The organism is Microbacterium longlingense, assembly GCF_058349825.2.
Window position 1 is genome coordinate 574,325 of record NZ_JBYRJA020000001.1, and the last position, 16,961, is coordinate 591,285.

Genomic DNA, 16,961 nt, shown 5'->3' on the forward strand with positions numbered 1-16,961 from the left:
CGGACGACGGCGGGCTATCGTGCGAGAACGGCACCGGGACGCCGCGCGCCCGCCGGGCGGGCGGCGGGAGCTGCCGACACGGCCGTGGCGCGGCGGGCGCGCAGCACGCCGCCGAGCTGACCGGCAGCGCAGAGCGCACCGGCCGCAGCCCAGACCGGCAGGACGCCAGGCAGCAGGCCGCCGAGCAGAGCGGGCTGGGCGAGGCCGACCAGGGCGACGATCGCGATCAGAGCCGCGATCAGAGCGGATACGGACCGCAGCAGCAGCGGCCCGGGGGCAGGGGCGGCGATCGGTTCGTCCAGGATGCTCGCCCACCACGCAGTGGAACGCACGAGCCGATGCCCGGTGCGGTGCAGCTGCCAGAGGACCAGCGCCGCCCAGACGGTGGCCGCAACGCCGATGCCCGCGATCAGGCCGTCGATGAGGGTGAGCTCGGCCGCCGGGTCGAGCAGCCAGAGCACGAGCGGTGCGACGCCGAGCGCCGCTCCCGCGAGCACCACGACGAAAGCGACAACACCCAGCAGCCAGCGCGAGGGGCGTGCATAGTCATCGCGCAGCACCCGCGTGGCGCGTGGTGCCTCGCCGACTGCGCCGTAGTGCGTCGTCGCCGAGGCGATCCACCGCTCTGACTCGTCGGTGATGAAGCGGAAGCCCATGTGCACATCCTGCCCCTCGGCAGGCCTCCGGCCCCTCAAGCGCCCCGGCGAGGCGCCCTCTCCATTCCCGCGAATTCACCAACTGTGCGCCGAATCCCCCCTGTGCGCGCCCACGGGATGGGTTCGGCGCACAGGAGGGTGGGTTCGGGGACGGGGCTAGCGGGTGAGGTCGGCTGCGGAGGGGACGCGACCGGCGATCTCGTCGATCACATCATCCCCGGGGGCGGCCTGGTCGAACGGCGCGTCGATCTCAGCGCGATCGAGCAACTCCGCCATGCGCCGCTGACGGTGCCGGGTGATGAGCGTCACCACCCGACCCTCCCGTCCGGCACGCCCGGTGCGACCGGCGCGGTGGAGATACGTCTTGTACTCGTCCGGAGCATCGGCCTGCACCACGAGGTCGATGTCGTCGACGTGGATGCCGCGGGCGGCCACATCGGTCGCCACCAGCACCTGCACGCGCCCGGACGTGAGCTTCTCCAGGTTGCGCGTGCGCTTGGCCTGGTTGAGATCGCCGTGGAGGGCGAGAGCGCGGATGCCGGCCTCGTCGAACTGCTCCGCGAGCATCTCGGCGTACGCACGGGTGCGGCTGAAGACCAGGGTCTTGCCGTCACGATCCACCAGGGAGGCCAGGATGTCGGCCTTGTCGCGGTGGTCGATCACGAGCACACGGTGGTCGATCGTCCCGGAGTCCTGATCCTCGTCTGCGACCTCGTAGACCGCCGGGTCCACCAGGAACTCATCGACCAGCGCCGCGACCTCCCGGTCCAGCGTGGCTGAGAACAGCAGTTTCTGCGATCCCTCTGCCGTGTGCCGCAGGATGCGCTGCACGGGCTCGAGGAACCCGAGCTCGCACATGTGATCAGCCTCGTCGAGCACGGCGATGCGGACCTCGGAGAGGTCGAGCTTGCCCTGCTTGTGGAGGTCTTCGATGCGGCCGGGCGTGCCGATCACGATGTCGACGCCCTTCTTGAGCGCTCCGACCTGACGCGCCTGGGGCACGCCCCCGTACACCTGCGTGGTGAACAGGCCGACCGAGCGCGCGATCGGCTGGATCGTGCGATCGATCTGCAACGCCAGCTCGCGGGTGGGCGCCAGGATGAGCGCGCGCGGTGCGCGGCCGAACTCACGGCGCTGCCCGGCCTGGGAGCGCAGGATCGACTCAACGAGCGGGGCGCCGAAGGCGATCGTCTTGCCGGAGCCGGTCCGGCCCCTGGCCAGCACGTCGCGGCCCGCGAGGATCGGAGCGATGGTCGCCGCCTGGATCGGGAACGGCGACGGCGCACCGAGCTCGCCCAGGGTGCGCACGATGTTGTCGCCGAGCCCCAGGTCGCCGAAGGACGCCCCGGAGAACTCCTCGGCGTTGACCGCCTCGGCCTGCAGGCGCTCGTGCACCACGTCGATCCGGTCGGCTTCCGCGCGCGCGTTGCGGTCGGCGTTCCAGTCGGAACGGTTCGGGCGGGTACCGCGATCGTCCCGACGCGGGCGGTCGTCGAACGTGCGGCCCGGACGGGCGGCTGCTGCCGCTCCGGTCCGGACACCGCGCGCCGGGCGGTCACCGCGATCGGCGGCGTAGCGCGGACGGTCTCCGCGGCCGCCGCGGTCGTCGCGGCGCGGCCGATCGTCGCGGTCGTAACGCTGTCGCTCATCGCGACGCTCGCGATCCTCGGAGAAGGCGCGTCGTTCTCCGCCGGGACGACGCTCGCCCCGGCCACCGGAGAACCGGCGGTCGTCGCGGTCGTAACGGGTCCGCTCGCCGCGATCGTCCCGCCGACGATCATCCCCGGCCGGGCGCCCGCCGGAGCGACGCGCCCCGGCAGGTGCATCCCGCCCGTCGCGGGGACCACGCCCGTCGCGTGCCTGAGAGCGGATGCCGCGGGCCTCGTCACGGCCGGCGCGCTCCTGCTCTGTCCAGCGGCGCTTGCCGGAGGACTGCTCGGGCTCGGCGCGGTGGCCGCGATGGCCGGGGCTCTTGCTGCCGGGCTTGCCGGACGACGCCTCGCCCGGCCGGCGCTTGGTCGCGCCCTTGCGCTCGCCGTACCGCGGGTCGTAGTTCTTGGGGGCCCGGCCGCCGCCGGGTCGCTTGTTCTTGGGCATGGATCTTCTCCGGTTCGTTCGCAAAGGAACAGCGCCCGCGCCGAGGCGGGCTTCCGGGACTCGTCCGAGCTCTCCGGGGCCATTCGCAGTGATGGTGTCGAGGCGTCCGCGGATGCGGCGCCCACCATCGGCCCCTGAGCTCACAGTGCGCATCGCGCGGCGCTCTGAGCCGACCCGCCGACTCTACCGATTCCGGCTGGGAGATCGCCCGGCCGCCGGTCGGTCGGCTCCCCCGGCCGGCGGGATCACGCGGCGCGGGCTGCGCGCCCTAACATGGCGGCATGTCGCACACGTCAGACCACGCCCCCACCGGCCGCCAGATCACCCTCCGCCGGGGCGGAGTCGAGGCGAGGATCACACAGGTGGGCGCTTCCCTGCGGAGCCTCGTCGTTGGTGGCACCGAGGTGGTGCCGGACTACCCCGCCGACATTCCGGCGCCGGCGTGCGCCGGGGTCGTGCTGGTGCCCTGGCCGAACCGGGTGCGGGACGGCGTCTGGACAGACGACGGCACAGAACGCGCCCTGGCGATCACCGAACCCGGTCTGGGCAACGCCATCCACGGACTGCTCCGCTTCGCGTCCTATGAGATCTCCGACGCGGGCGAGGACGCCGTCGTCCTGCGGGCCGCGATCGTGCCGCAGACCGGTTACCCCTACCTCGTCGACACGGCGGTGACCTACCGGCTCACCGCCGACGGCATCGCCGTCGAGCACGCCCTCACGGGCCGTTCGGCCACGCCGGCGCCGGTCGCCCTCGGCACCCACCCGTACGTCACGATCGGCGGCGCGGCGGCCCCCGATCTCACACTGCATATTCCGGCAGAGACATACTTCGAGACCGACGATCGGAAGCTCCCGGTCGGAGAGACGCCGGTGAGCGGATACACCGACCTGCGGGCGGGGCGCAGCCTGGCCGGCCTGGAGCTCGACACGGCGTTCGGGGCTCTCGCCCGCGACGCGGACGGCCTCGCTCGGAACACGGTCACCGCGGCGGACGGACGCTCGGTGACCGTGTGGCAGGGCGAGGGCCTCGACTACGTGCAGGCCTTCACTCCGGCTGCCTTCCCCGATCCCGAACCGGGACGCCGGCGTGCGGTCGTGGCCCTGGAACCGATGACCGCACCGGCTGACGCCTTCAACTCCGGTCGCGGCATCCGTCGTCTGGCCGAGGGCGAGACATGGACCCTGCAGTGGGGCATCTCCTTCCGCCCCTCCGGGCGCTGAAAGCGGCCGCAGCCCTCTCAGCGCCCGGACGCGCCGCCTAGGATTCGCCGCGCGCGCGGAGCTCCCGGCGGGAGGCCGGGTGACCGTCTCCGGCCGCGGCGACCGTCACCGGACGCTCCTCCGGGCCCTCCGGGGTCTCTCCGGCGCGCTCGGCCCGGCGCGCAGCGCGGCGCTCCTTGGCCCCCTCGACGAGGTTGTACAGCGTGGGCAGGACGATGAGCGTCAGCACCGTCGAGGAGATCAGACCGCCGATCACCACGATCGCGAGCGGCTGCGAGATGAAGCCGCCGTGGCCGGTGATCCCCAGCGCCATCGGGGTGAGCGCCAGGATCGTGGCGAGCGCCGTCATGAGGATGGGACGCAGTCGCTTCTCACCGCCGGCCAGGACGGCGTCATGCGTGCTGAGGCCGCGCTCCCGGTACTGGTTGACGAGGTCGACGAGCACGATCGCGTTGGTCACGACGATGCCGATGAGCATCAGCACGCCGATCAGCGACGCGACGCCGAGCGGAACCCCGGTGACGATCTGCAGCAGGATCGCCCCGGTCGCCGCGAACGGCACAGAAACGAGCAGCAGCAGCGGCTGGCGCAGCGACTTGAATGTCGCCACCATCACGACGTAGACGATGAGGATGGCCGCGAGCATCGCCAGACCCAGCTGGGAGAACGAGTCGGCCTGCTGCTCCGCCACGCCCCCGACCTCGGCGGTCGCCCCGTCCGGCAGGTCGGCCGCGTCGATCGCTGCGGCCACCGATGTGGTGGCCACGGCGAGGTCCGCGGCGACGGCCGGCACCGTGATGGTGGCCGTGCGCTGCCCCTTCTGGGTGGTGATCGAGGTCGGGCCCTCCCGCTCCTCGACGGCGGCGAGCTGGTCCAGGCGCATCGGCCCCGCCATCGTCATCACCGGCATCGCACGCAGCTCGTCGACCGTGACCGGCGCGTCGGCCGCGGCGATGTAGACGGTGAGCGAGGTGTCGCCGATCTCGACGCTGCCCGCCTGCTGCGGTCGCATGGTGTTGGACACCATCGAGCCGACCGCGACCTCGGACAGACCCGCCTGCGCAGCCTGAGCCCGGTCGACCACGACGGCGATGTAGGGCAGCGAGGCGGACAGGTTGTTGCTCACCTGACCGATGCCGTCCCGGCCGTCGAGCTCGTCGGTGATCGCCTGCGTCGCCTCGGCGAGCGCCTCGCTGGACGGTGCGGTGACGAGCACCGAGATGTCATTGGAGCCGAGGCCGGCGGCGGCCGCGACGGTGACCGTGCCCACGCCGTCGAGGTCCTTCACCGCGGCCTCCACGTCGGCGCGCAGCTTCTCCTGGTCGACGTCCGCGTCGGTGAGGACCGAGTAGGTCACCCCGGCGCCGCCGCTGAAGGCGTCCTGCAGCGCGGACCCGGACGACCCGACCGACACCTGCACGTTCTCGATGCCGTCGACGGTCTCGAGCGCCTCCTCCACGACCTTCGCCGCGGCGTCCTTGGCCGCCAGGCTCGCGGTCGGGCCGAGGTCCTGCGAGATCGTCATGGTGTTCTGCCCGGAGTCGCCGAGGAAGTTCACCTTCATCAGCGGCGCCATCGCGAGCGTTCCCACGAGAACGCCGATCGCGAGCACCATCGTCAGCGCCGAGTGACGCAGCGTCCAGGTGAGCACCGGACGATACGCCTTCTGCAGCCGCGTCGGCGGAGCGTCGGGGTGCTCCGGATCGATCACGTGGCCGTTGTCGTCGAGGAGTTCCTTGCCGGGGCGCAGGAACCAGTACGCCAGCACCGGCACGATCGTGAGCGACACCACGAGCGAGGCGACCATCGCGATCGTGACGGTCATCGCGAACGGCCGGAACAGCTCGCCCACCATGTCACCCACGAAGACGATGGGAAGGAACACCGCGACCGTCGTGATGGTTGAGGCGGTGATCGCCGCCGCCACCTCCCGGACCGCGAGCACGATCGACGAGAAGCGGTCGGCGTCCCCGACGAAATGCCGCTTGATGTTCTCGATGACGACGATCGAGTCGTCGACCACGCGGCCGATCGCGATCGTCAGCGCCCCCAGGGTGAGCACGTTCAGGGAGTAGCCGAACGCCTGCAGGCCGATGAAGGTGATCAGCACGCTGGTCGGGATCGAGATCGCCGTGACGAGCGTCGAGCGGATCGAGAAGAGGAACACGAGGATCACCAGCACCGCGAAGACGAGGCCGAGGGCACCCTCGGTCGCGAGGGTCTCGATCGACTGCTCGATGAACGGCGCGTGGTCGAAGATCACCGTGAACTCGGCGTCGGGGAAGCTGCTGCGCAGCTCGTCGAGCGCGTCGAGCACGCCGTGCGACACCTCGACGGTGTTGGCCGCGGGCAGCTTGGTGATCGCGATCGAGAGCGCTTCCTCGCCGTTCACGCGCGAGATCGAGCTGACCGGGTCGGAGTCCAGCGCCACGGTGGCGACGTCGGAGATCGTCACCGGGCCGACGAGCGCCGCCGCCTCCGGGGCGCCCAGCAGCGGGAGGGCGGCGATCTCGTCGACCGACGAGAGCTTCACGCCGGTCTGCACGGACAGCGTCCGATCGCCCTCGGTGATCTCCCCTCCGGGGAAGAGCACGCCGTTCTGCTGCAGGGCGGTGACGATGGTCTGGGTCGACATTCCCCGCGCGGCCAGGGCCGCGGTGTTCGGCGTGATCGTGATGCGCTGGCCGACGCCGCCGATGAGCATGGCCGTGTTGACGCCGTCGACGTCCTCGAGGGTGGGCACGATGACGCGGTCGATGTCGTCCTGCGCTGTCGCCTCGTCGGCGAAGCCCGTGACCGCCACCTGGATCACCGGGAGATCGTCGAGGCTGATCGACAACACCTGCGGGTCGACACCGTCCGGCAGCGATGCGGAGAGGCGGTTGATGGCCTGCTGCATCTTCTGCTCCGCCGTGGCGAGGTCGGTGCCGTAGCCGAACTGCGCCTGCACGATCGAGGCGTTGGTGGTGCTGGTCGCCGAGGTGGACTCCAGACCTGGCACACCCTGGATCGCGTTCTCGATCGGGGTGGACACGTCGTTCTCGACGACCTCGGGCGATGCTCCGGGATAGGTGGACATCACCATCAGGGCGGGCAGCTGGAGCGTCGGGATCAGCTCCTGCTTGAGGCTGGTGAGGGCGGTGCCGCCGAAGACGGCGGCGACGATCGTGACGAGGGCGATCAGCGCGCGGTTGCGCAGGCTGAGGACAGCGAGACGTGACACGGGGCTCTCTCGGTTGGGGTTCGGGGGCAGGGGGTGGTGCGGGTGCGTCAGGGAACGGCTGCGGGGTCGCCCGCGTCGCCGACGAGCAGCGCGGTCAGGCCGCGCCGGACGATCGCCGCGTCGACGGGTGCGTCCGCGATCAGGGCATGCCAGACGATGCCGTCGATGTAGAGCAGGGCGGTCATCGAGCGCTCTGCCCCGTAGTACGGCTCGAGCACCCCGGCGATCTGCGCCGACCATCCCCGCGCGAGACTGCGCAGGCTGGGATCGTGCACGGCGGCGGTCACGACGGCACGATCGGCCTGCATCGCGTGCGCGTCGGCAAGGGCCTGCACAAGAAGCGCGGTGAGCGCGTCGATATCGGCGTCGGTGGAGGCGATCGCCACGCGCAGGGCGTCGACGCGCTCATCCGCCTCCGCCGCGAGGTGCTGCAGCGCCTCGGCGCGAAGGTCATCCAGCGTGTCGAAGTACTGCGTGGTGGCGCCGAGCGGAACCTGGGCGCGGGCGGCGACCATCCGGTGCGTGATCGCGTCGACGCCGACCTCGGTGATCAGCTCGGCCGCGGCGGCCAGGATCTCCCGGCGGCGTGCCGCGGGGTCGCGGCGGCGACGCGGCTGATCCGCGGTCGTCGTCTGGCCCATGTGGCGCCTCCCACCTTCATGGACGTTTGTACATATTGTTTCTGTGCGGGTGCTGGGAGCAGGGTGCGCGCCACGGACATGCCCGCGGGAGCCGAGGTGGTCGAGATCGACGACGCCCTCGCCGACACCGCGGCATTCTGCGCCGCGTACGACGTCTCCCCGGAGGCATCAGCCAACTGCGTCATCGTCGCGGGCACCCGCGCCGGCGTCACCACGTTCGCCGCGGTGATGGTGCGGGCCAGCGAGCGCGCCGACATCAACAACGTGGTACGCCGTGCGCTCGACGCCCGCCGCATCAGCTTCGCCGCCCCCGAGGACGCGGTGCGGCTGACCGGCATGGAGTTCGGCGGCATCACCCCCGTCGGGCTCCCCTCCGACTGGCCGATCCTGGTGGACGAGCGCGTCGCGCACGCCGGCCCCGTCGTGATCGGGGCCGGCGTGCGCGGCGCGAAGCTGCTCATCGACGGCCGCGCGATCGCGGCCCTGCCCGGCGCCCGGGTGATCGATCTGGTGCGCCCCACCGCCTGAGCGCACCACCGCCTGTGCCGCAGCGCCGCCTGTGCCGCACCACCGCCTGCGCGGCAGCGCCGGCCCGGCCTACAGGTGCCGGTCTGCGAACACCCGGAGCGCGTCGCGCACGAATGCGGCACCCCGCGTGCCGTCGCCGTCAGCGCGGTCGGCACCCGTGGCGTAGACCACGGCGAAACGCGCGTCGGCGGCATACATCTCGCCGAGCCCGATCACATAGCCCTTCACGTCTGCGCCGTTCGCCGCCGGCGTGCCAGGGACACCGGCGAGCCACGCGACGTGGCGCCGCGCGATCTCCTGCGCCTCGTCGGATGCCGGGTCAATGCCGCCCTCGGCGGCCGCGACCCAGTCGCGTCCGAGGTCGGCGGCCTGACGCTGCCACGCCTCGCGATCACCATCCGCCATCCCGCGCCACCACGCGTCACTGTCGGCGTAGGCCTCCTTGCCCCAGCGCTCCTCGACCTCCTCGCGATGCTGCGTGTGGTCGAATCCGTCGAACATGTCCTCCGCCACGGGAGCACCTCCTTCGTTCAGCGATGCGAGAGTCGCGGCGACCGAGGCGATCTGACGCCCGATCCTGTCCTGCTCGGAGCGCAGCCACTCCAGGTGCGCCGCGAGGGCGGACGCCTCACTGCGTTCCCGATCGATCACTGCCGCGATCTGCCCGAGACCGAGACCGAGCTCGCGCAGGAGCAGGATGCGCTGAAGTCGCACCAGGGCGGCGCTGTCGTAGTGCCGGTAGCCGTTCGTGCCGACGCGCGACGGCGGCAGCAGGCCGATGGCGTCGTAGTGCCGCAGCGTGCGGCTGGTCGTGCCGGCGAGACGCGCGACCTCCTGGATCGACCAGTCCGCAGCCATCGCATCTCCTGCCCGCGCTTCCGCATCGTCGGGCCGCGATCTGCGCCCCGCTGCCGACCACGCTAAGGATTGACGCTACGTCACAGTCAAGGCGCCGGGCGGATTCCCCGCGTCACCCCTCCTCGATCGCGATATATCGTGTTACGCTCTCAACGCGATATATCGCAACTACTCCCCGAGAGAGTCAGGAGACAGACATGGCCGAGAAGTGGCTGATCGCCCCGGGCGACACCCGCGTGATCGACATCCCCGCAGCCCGCCGCCTCAAGATCGGCCTCGCCCGCGGACAGGTCGACGTGATCGCGCACGACGAGCCCGGCGTACGCATCGAAGTGCACGACGTCACCGTGAAGGGCCTGCGGGTCGAGGCGGACGCCGACGAGATCGAGATCGACCACCCCCAGCTCGGGTGGGACAACTTCCTCGAGGTGTTCCGCAACTTCGGACGCGGCGGCCCCAGCGCCGAGGTGAGCGTGGCCGTGCCGCGGGACATCGCCCTCACGCTGGGCGTGGTGAGCGCCGGAGCCCTCGTGGTGGGCCTCGACGGCGACGCACGCCTGAACACGGTCTCCGGCGAGCTGATCATCGACACCCACACCGGCGACATCACCGTCAACTCCGTCTCGGGCGACGTGCATGTGCGCGAGATCACCGGCGACGTCGTGTCGAACAGCGTCTCGGGCGACATCACGGTGACCGGCCGGGTGGGCCGGACCATCGTCGACACGGTTTCGGGCGCTGTGGTGCTCGACGCGGACGGACCAGCGTCCGAGGTGATCGTCAACACGATCGGCGGCGGCACCACGCTGCGCCTCGACCACGATCTCAGCGCCAACTACGTGGTGCGCACCGTGAGCGGGCGCCTGCTCATCGACGGTGTCGATCGCGGCTCGTCCGGCCCCACCAGCTACACCGGCAACACGGGCGGCCTGGATGGGACGTTCGCCGACGTGAAGATCAACACGGTGTCGGGCGACGTCACGGTGCTGCGCCACGCGGCGACCGGCACGGCCGGCACCTCCGCGGCGGTGGATGAGGCCGATGAGATCGCCTCCGCCGACGTGGAGGCCGCCTGCGACAACCTCCTGGATGATTCGGTCGACGACCTGCCCCGCGACGCGGGCGACGCCGGCGACAGCCACGACGCTGGCGGACACGACGCGGACGGAGCAGACCGATGACCCCCGCCGTCTTCTCCCACGGCGACCTCCGGCTCTACCTGCTCTCGCTCCTCGCCGAGGGCCCGCAGCACGGCTACGGCATCATGCAGGCGCTGACGGAACGCACCGGCGGAACCTACACGCCCAGCGCAGGCACCATCTATCCGCGGCTGGCCCGCCTCGAGGAGGAGGGCCTGGTGACGCGCACGGCCGAGGGGCGCACGGCGGTGTACACCATCACCGATGCCGGCCGGGCCGAGCTCGACGCTCGCGAGGGCGACATCGCCGGGATCGAGGCGGGGCTGACCGATTCGGTGCGGCTGATCGCGAGCGGCGTCCGCCAGAGCGTGCAGGACGCCATGCGCAGCCTCCGCGCCGATCTCGCTGCGGCGGCGGATGCCGACCGCACCTCGTCGAAGACGTCGCGGACCACCACCGACGACCCCCGGGTGCGCAGTCGCGAGCAGCTGCAGCGGGCCGATGCTGCGCTGACCACGTTCCGGGCGCAGCTGCGCGCCGACCTGCGCTCGCACGTGGCGCGTGGCGGCGAGCTCACCCCGGCGATCGTCGACGAGCTCGAGGGAGCGCTGTCCGCGGTCTCCGATGGGGTGCGGCGGTCGATCACGGGCTGAGCCCGCGTGGTCCGGCCTGCCGCAGCGGGCCGGACCACCGAATCATCAGGATTTTCCGGCCCGCGGGCCGGAAAATCCTGGTGATTCGGCTGGATCAGTCGACCCAGACGGGGCGGTCGTCTGCGACGGGCTCGTCCTGCGGCACCACCAGGATCGAGCGATGCTGGCGGTGGGCCAGCCGCGCGGCGACCGACCCGGAGAAGAACTCGCGGATCGACTCCCCGATCCCCCTCTTGCGGGTGCCGACCACGATGAGCGGCGCATCGAGCCGGTTCGCGAGCGCCTTGATGGCCAGCGCCGGATCTCCCACCAGCTGCTGCACCGCCCACGCCACGCCGGCATCGGCGAGCACGCCCTCCGCATCGGCACGCACCCTGGCGAACTCCGCAGCACCCGAATCGATGTTCATGTCGATGGGTGCGGAGTGGACGTAGCCGTCGGGATCCTCATAGGTGATGAAGCGCGTCACGTCGACGTGCACGATCACCAGCGGCGCACCGAGCATCCGCGCATAGCGCACGGCCTCGCGCAGCACCTTGGCGGACTCGCCGGGCTGGACGCCCACCACCACCGCGCCGTGGAGGTCGCGATCGCGGGTCAGGACGTCGTCTGCTTCGGGGGTCTGATCGGGCATGGCAGCCTCCATATTCCACTCCGGGCACGCACTCGACCTGGTGTTCTGCTCGCGTGCTATTCTGAATGCTATTCTTACCGGCCGGAAGCCGGTCTCGGGAACGCACACGGGCCTTCGGGAGTCCGCTGCTCAACTCTTAAGGGGGTCTCGCGCATGGGGCGTGGCCGTCAGAAGGCGAAGCACACCAAGATCGCTCGAGAGCTCAAGGCGTACAGCCCTGCGGTGAACTACGCAGCGCTTGAGCGCGAGCTCGCATCGCCGCACGATGAGGACGATCTGTACGTCGACAAGTGGGCAGACCAGTACGCCGACGAAGACGAGGACGAGCTCTCGAACGCATGATCGGATGCCCTGGCATCCGACCCTGACTCGTCCGCTCCTCCCGTCCGGCGTTCGTCGAACCCGCGTTCGTCCCGTCGCACCCGCGGTGCGACGGGACGAACGCTGTCGTGCGCCGGCAGCCGGCCGCGACAGCGACCGCTCCACGATGAGCGTCACCAGGCGCCGTGGCGACGCTCCCAGGCCTTCTCGACCGTCTGATCGGTCGTCGCGATCCATCCCACGGGGATCGACACCGCCAGCAGCAGCCCCAGGATGAGCAGGGGCATCTCCCAGCTTCCCAGCGCGTCGTGGATCACGCTGAACAGCAGCGGGAACCCCGCAGCCACCCCGTAGCCGAAGCTCTGCACGAAACCGCTCAGCGATGCCGTGACCGCCGGCGTGCCCGCGCGAATGCCGATCAGCGTCAACGAGAGCGGGAACAGCCCGCCGCTGATGCCGAAGACCGCGATCCACAGCGTGGTGGCGGAGCTCGGCCACCAGAGCAGCGCCGCGATGCCGAGGAGACCGCTGATGCAGCCCACGACCAGCAGCGCCCTGGCACCTCGGAATCGCACCGTGAGCACCGGGACGACCAGCGCTAGCGGGACCGACGCCACGATGAACACCGACAGCAGCAGACCGGCGTGGGCCGCGTCCACCCCGGCCCGCTCGCGGAGGATCGCCGGCAACCAGGAGAACATCGCGTAGGCGCTCGACGCCGACGCCGCGAAGACCACGGTGATCGACCACGCCAGCGGCATGCGCAGCAGACGGCGGAAGACATCGCCGGCCGGCACGGCGATCGCGTCGGCATCCGCGGCGTCCCGCCCGCGCAGCACGAGCGGAAGCCACGGGATCACGGCGGCCACGGCGAACACACCCCAGAGGCCGACCGACACGCGCCACCCCGCGGCATCGGCGATCGGCACCGCGAACAGCGGCGGCAGCAGACTCGACACCGCCAGCATGAGGGAGTACATCGTCATGACGAGCCCGATGCGATCGGGGAAGTGCTTCTTCACCAGCGGCGGCAGGAGGATGTTTCCGATCCCGGCGCCGAAGAACACCAGCGCGGTCGTCACCAGCAGGCCGACCGCATCCACGGCGAACGCCCGCATGAGCATGCCCGTCGCGGTGACGCCCATCGCGATCGCGATGGTGAGCTCGAGTCCGAGCCGGCGCTCGATGAGCGGTGCGACCAGCCCGCACAGCATGAACGCGACCGGGGGCGCTGAGGCGATCAGCCCCGCGACGATGGCCGGGACGCCGAACTCCGCATCGACCCGGTCGAGCAGCGGCGACAGCGCGGCCACCGCGGAGCGCAGCGAGAACGAGGTGAGCACGATGCCCAGCAGGGCGAGCAGCCGCCCGTGTCCGGTGGGCCCGACCAGCAAGCGTGATCGCGCCGCGGTCATGACGTCTGCGTGCCCTCCACCCAGGCGAGGTACTCGTCGTCGACCGTACCGGTGACGTAGCGGCCGTCGAAGCAGCTCATGTCGAGGTCGTCGATGTCGCTGCCATCGCAGATCGCCGCCTTGAGGTCGTCGATCTCCTGATAGACCAGATGGTCGCAGCCCAGCGCCTCGGCGATCTCGGGGATCGTGCGGCCGTGCGCGATGAGCTCCTGACGGGAGGGCATGTTGATGCCGTAAACGTGGGGGTGCCGCACCGGCGGCGCCGCCGAGGCGAACGTCACCGAGAGCGCCCCGGCATCGCGCGCCATCTGGATGATCTGCTGGCTGGTGGTTCCGCGCACGATCGAGTCGTCGATGAGCAGGACGTTCTTGCCGCGGAACTCGCTGGACATCGCGTTGAGCTTCTGTCGCACGCTCTTCTTGCGCACCGCCTGACCCGGCATGATGAAGGTCCGGCCCACGTAGCGGTTCTTGTAGAAGCCCTCGCGGTACTCGATCCCGAGCTTGCGGGCGACCTCCATGGCCGCCGGCCGAGACGAGTCGGGGATCGGCATGACGACGTCGATCTTCTCGCGCGGCACATGCTTGGCGATCGTGTCGGCGAGGCGGTCGCCCATGCGCAGCCGCGACTCGTACACCGAGATGCCGTTGACGATCGAGTCGGGGCGCGCAAGGTAGACGTACTCGAACGCGCAGGGGGCCAGCCGCGGATCGCTCGCGCACTGCTTGGAGAACAGCTCGCCCTCGTTCGTGATGAACACGGCCTCGCCGGGGGCGATGTCCCGCACGATCTCGTAGTCGCCGTTCTCCAGCACAAGCGATTCGCTCGCCACGATCCACTCGTCCCCGGCCGGATGGTCCTCGCTGGCCTCGCGCCGCCGGTGACCGAGGATGAGCGGACGGATGCCGTAGGGGTCACGGAAGGCGAGCAGGCCGTAGCCGGCGATGATCGAGATCACCGCATAGGCTCCCTCGATGCGCTCCTGGGTGCGGGTGACGGCGTCGAAGATGCGCTCCGGGTCGAGATCGACCGGGGATGTGGTCTCCTGCAGCGCTCCGGCGAGCACGTTGAGCAGCAGCTCGGTGTCGCTCGAGGAGTTCAGGTGCCGGCGGTCGATGCGCTCCATGTCGGCGGTGAGCTCACGGGTGTTGGTGAGGTTGCCGTTGTGGATCAGCACCAGGCCGTACGGGGCGTTGACGTAGAACGGCTGCGCCTCCTCCTCGCTCGACGCGGTGCCCTTCGTGGCGTAGCGCACGTGGCCGAGGCCGACGTTGCCGAGGAGGGTGCGCATGTCGCGGGTGCGGAAGGCCTCGCGCACCATGCCGTGCGCCTTCGCCATGTGCATGACGCCGCCGGGCTCGGCCGTGGCGATGCCCGTGGCGTCCTGCCCCCGGTGCTGCAGCAGGAGGAGGGCGTCATAGATGTCCTGGTTGACGGGAGCGTTCCCGACGATTCCGACGATGCCGCACATGGGGGGTCAGTTCGCTCCGTCTGCGTAGGTCCCGATGAGGCGCACGGCGCCGCCGTCGACGCCCTTCGCCCCCTGTTCGAAATCGCCCTCCGGTCGCGGGCCGGTGTGCACCGTCGCGACCTGCCAGGTGTCGATGCCTGCCGCGGTGAGCGTGCGCGCGATCTCCTGCGCCGCAGCCTGGTCGACGACGGCGAGGAAACCGATGCCCAGGTTCCAGGTGCCCTCGCTCGATTCGAGCGTGGTTCCGGCGATGTCGCTCAGCACCCGGAACACCGGCAACGGCGACCAGGTGGCGCGATCGACCTCTGCCCAGCTGCCCTGCGGCAGCACCCGGGCGAGGTTGGCGGCGATGCCGCCGCCGGTGACATGGCTGAGAGCGTGCACGGCGTCGCCGTGGGTCTCGATGGCGGCCAGCAGCGGGGTCGTGTAGAGGCGGGTCGGCACGAGCAGCGCCTCGCCCCACGTCGTGCCGAGGTCGTCGGCACGATCGCCGTATCCGATGCCGGAGCGGGCGAGGATGTGCCGCACGAGCGAGAAGCCGTTCGAGTGGATGCCGCTCGCAGCCAGGGCCAGGACGACGTCGCCGTCGCCGACGCGCTCGGCGCCCAGCATCCGGTCGGCCTCGACGACGCCGGTCGCCGCACCTGCGACGTCGTAGTCGTTCTCACCGAGCAGGCCGGGGTGCTCTGCGGTCTCGCCGCCGACGAGAGCCGTTCCGGTGAGGGAGCACGCCTCGGCGATGCCGCGGACGATCTCGGCGATGCGCTCGGGGAAGACCTTGCCGCACGCGATGTAGTCGGTCATGAAGAGCGGCTTCGCTCCCACCACCACGATGTCGTCGACGACCATGCCCACCAGGTCGTGCCCGATCGTGTCGTGCTTGTCGATCGCCTGGGCGATGGCCACCTTGGTGCCGACGCCGTCGGTGCTGGTCGCCAGCAGCGGGCGCCGGAAGCCGAGGAGAGCGGACGCGTCGAAGAGCCCGGCGAACCCGCCGACCCCTCCGGTGACCTCGGGGCCGTGCGTGGCACGGACAGCGGACTTCATCAGCTCGACAGCGCGATCGCCCGCAGCGGTGTCGACGCCGGCCTCGGCATAGGTGTGGGATGACACCAGACAAGAGTACCGCCGGGCATCGAGCCGGGTGCACGCCCCCGGGCCGGAGCACGCACGCCCGGGACGTTCAGTCCCCGGGAACGATGATGCGCTGGTGGTCGACGCGTACGCGGCGCCCGCGCGAACGACGGTCGAGGATCACGGCGATCATGCCGAACAGCGCGATGCCTGCGGGAACGGTCCACAGCAGCAGGAAGCCGAACACCTGCATCGGCGGGTAGACGACGTCGAGCACCGGCGATGGGTCGAACGTGCCGGCGAAGGTGAGGATCACCGCCACGAGAAGCCCGACCACCACGCCGATGCCGAGGAAGACGCCGTACTTCGGTGCCCGGCGCACGGTCGCGTCGACGCCTGCGGGGGGCTGTGGTGCGGCGTTCATGTCGCCCATTGTCTCATCATCGCCTCCGACGCCCTCCCAGGTGCCCCGCCCGGCCCTGGGCACCGGTCCGTGCGGGGGCGGGACGTCCGGCAGGTGCCGTCCGGTCCAGGACGGGGCGCCGATCGGTCAGGGGCGGAGCGGCAGCAGATCGGACAGGTCCGCCCGCACGCCGGACGCGACGATGCGGCCGGAGGCTGCGGCGTCTGCCCAGGTCTGGTCGCCGGTCGCGATCGCGATCCAGGTCGCGGCGTCGGTCTCGACCACGTTGGGCGGGGTGCCGCGGGTGTGCCGCGGCCCCTGCACCACCTGAACGGCGCCGAAAGGGGGAACCCGCACCTCCACGCTGTTGCCCGGCGCCTTCTCATCCAGGAGCTGCAGGAGGTACCGCACAGCGGTGGCGTACTCTGCGCGACCTGGTCGCTCGCCCGCGGCGAGCGCAGGCCGCACGACGGCGAGCGCCGCGCGCCCGTCCTCCGTGTCGATCTTGCGTCCCATCACCCCAGTCTCCCCCGCCGCGCGTCCCCCGCGCTGTACCGAGAGTCCACGTCGTTGGGGCGCGCACGATCGTTGCGGCGCGCACGGGGGCGGATTCGGCGCAGGGGG

16 protein-coding genes are annotated in these 16,961 nt (G+C 71.0%); 5 read left to right on the forward strand and 11 right to left on the reverse strand.

Annotated features, from left to right (window positions below):
• Positions 1–14: 14 nt before the first annotated feature.
• Both AC3RXY_RS02660 and AC3RXY_RS02665 read right to left on the reverse strand, forming a co-directional pair.
• Positions 15–656, reverse strand: coding sequence for a hypothetical protein (locus tag AC3RXY_RS02660; RefSeq protein WP_491509328.1), 642 nt, complete (start codon positions 654–656; stop codon positions 15–17).
• 156 nt (positions 657–812) lie between these two features.
• The gene (locus tag AC3RXY_RS02665) at positions 813–2,753 is read right to left on the reverse strand and encodes a DEAD/DEAH box helicase (RefSeq protein WP_491509329.1); all 1,941 of its coding nucleotides are present in this window, start codon (positions 2,751–2,753) and stop codon (positions 813–815) included.
• A gap of 281 nt (positions 2,754–3,034) precedes the next feature.
• Here AC3RXY_RS02665 and AC3RXY_RS02670 point away from each other — a divergent pair, with 281 nt between their 5' ends.
• A complete protein-coding gene (locus AC3RXY_RS02670) occupies positions 3,035–3,976 on the forward strand; it encodes an aldose 1-epimerase family protein (RefSeq protein WP_491509330.1) in 942 nt (313 codons plus the stop codon).
• 37 nt (positions 3,977–4,013) lie between these two features.
• On the opposite strand, the gene AC3RXY_RS02675 is transcribed toward AC3RXY_RS02670, so the two are convergent.
• Positions 4,014–7,199: an efflux RND transporter permease subunit gene (locus AC3RXY_RS02675; RefSeq protein WP_491509331.1), complete on the reverse strand. Its 3,186-nt coding sequence runs from the start codon at positions 7,197–7,199 to the stop codon at positions 4,014–4,016.
• A gap of 47 nt (positions 7,200–7,246) precedes the next feature.
• The gene (locus AC3RXY_RS02680; RefSeq protein WP_491509332.1) at positions 7,247–7,840 is read right to left on the reverse strand and encodes a TetR/AcrR family transcriptional regulator; all 594 of its coding nucleotides are present in this window, start codon (positions 7,838–7,840) and stop codon (positions 7,247–7,249) included.
• Positions 7,841–7,903: 63 nt separating this feature from the next.
• Between AC3RXY_RS02680 and AC3RXY_RS02685 the strand changes: the two genes are divergently transcribed.
• On the forward strand, positions 7,904–8,368 hold the full coding sequence (locus tag AC3RXY_RS02685; RefSeq protein ID WP_491509333.1) for a YbaK/EbsC family protein: 465 nt from the start codon (positions 7,904–7,906) through the stop codon (positions 8,366–8,368).
• Positions 8,369–8,437: 69 nt separating this feature from the next.
• Here AC3RXY_RS02685 and AC3RXY_RS02690 read toward each other — a convergent pair whose 3' ends face one another.
• Positions 8,438–9,226 carry a MerR family transcriptional regulator gene (locus tag AC3RXY_RS02690; protein WP_491509334.1) on the reverse strand — a complete coding sequence of 263 codons (789 nt, stop codon included), beginning with the start codon at positions 9,224–9,226 and terminating at the stop codon, positions 8,438–8,440.
• A gap of 197 nt (positions 9,227–9,423) precedes the next feature.
• On the opposite strand from AC3RXY_RS02690, the gene AC3RXY_RS02695 reads away from it, so the two are divergent.
• Both AC3RXY_RS02695 and AC3RXY_RS02700 read left to right on the forward strand, forming a co-directional pair.
• A complete protein-coding gene (locus tag AC3RXY_RS02695) occupies positions 9,424–10,407 on the forward strand; it encodes a DUF4097 family beta strand repeat-containing protein (RefSeq protein WP_491509335.1) in 984 nt (327 codons plus the stop codon).
• Entirely contained in the window at positions 10,404–11,018 is a 615-nt protein-coding gene (locus tag AC3RXY_RS02700) for a PadR family transcriptional regulator (RefSeq protein ID WP_491509336.1), read from the forward strand. Before AC3RXY_RS02695 ends, AC3RXY_RS02700 begins: the two co-directional genes overlap by 4 nt.
• 94 nt (positions 11,019–11,112) lie before the next feature.
• Here the strand turns inward: AC3RXY_RS02700 and AC3RXY_RS02705 are convergent, their stop codons facing one another.
• Positions 11,113–11,652 carry a universal stress protein gene (locus AC3RXY_RS02705; protein ID WP_491509337.1) on the reverse strand — a complete coding sequence of 180 codons (540 nt, stop codon included), beginning with the start codon at positions 11,650–11,652 and terminating at the stop codon, positions 11,113–11,115.
• Positions 11,653–11,805: 153 nt separating this feature from the next.
• Between AC3RXY_RS02705 and AC3RXY_RS02710 the strand changes: the two genes are divergently transcribed.
• Positions 11,806–11,994 carry a DUF3073 domain-containing protein gene (locus tag AC3RXY_RS02710; protein WP_491509338.1) on the forward strand — a complete coding sequence of 63 codons (189 nt, stop codon included), beginning with the start codon at positions 11,806–11,808 and terminating at the stop codon, positions 11,992–11,994.
• Positions 11,995–12,146: 152 nt separating this feature from the next.
• Here the strand turns inward: AC3RXY_RS02710 and AC3RXY_RS02715 are convergent, their stop codons facing one another.
• The 5 genes from AC3RXY_RS02715 to AC3RXY_RS02735 form a co-directional block, all read right to left on the reverse strand.
• The gene (locus AC3RXY_RS02715; RefSeq protein WP_491509339.1) at positions 12,147–13,388 is read right to left on the reverse strand and encodes an MFS transporter; all 1,242 of its coding nucleotides are present in this window, start codon (positions 13,386–13,388) and stop codon (positions 12,147–12,149) included.
• Complete coding sequence (purF, locus tag AC3RXY_RS02720; RefSeq protein ID WP_491509340.1) at positions 13,385–14,860, reverse strand: amidophosphoribosyltransferase; 1,476 nt, start codon at positions 14,858–14,860, stop codon at positions 13,385–13,387. Before purF ends, AC3RXY_RS02715 begins: the two co-directional genes overlap by 4 nt.
• A 6-nt stretch (positions 14,861–14,866) precedes the next feature.
• Entirely contained in the window at positions 14,867–15,973 is a 1,107-nt protein-coding gene (purM, locus tag AC3RXY_RS02725) for a phosphoribosylformylglycinamidine cyclo-ligase (RefSeq protein WP_491509341.1), read from the reverse strand.
• Positions 15,974–16,043: 70 nt separating this feature from the next.
• On the reverse strand, positions 16,044–16,358 hold the full coding sequence (locus AC3RXY_RS02730; protein WP_491509342.1) for a potassium transporter Trk: 315 nt from the start codon (positions 16,356–16,358) through the stop codon (positions 16,044–16,046).
• A gap of 126 nt (positions 16,359–16,484) precedes the next feature.
• Positions 16,485–16,853, reverse strand: a complete 369-nt coding sequence (locus tag AC3RXY_RS02735; protein WP_491509343.1) for a sterol carrier family protein — start codon at positions 16,851–16,853, stop codon at positions 16,485–16,487.
• Positions 16,854–16,961: the final 108 nt, after the last annotated feature.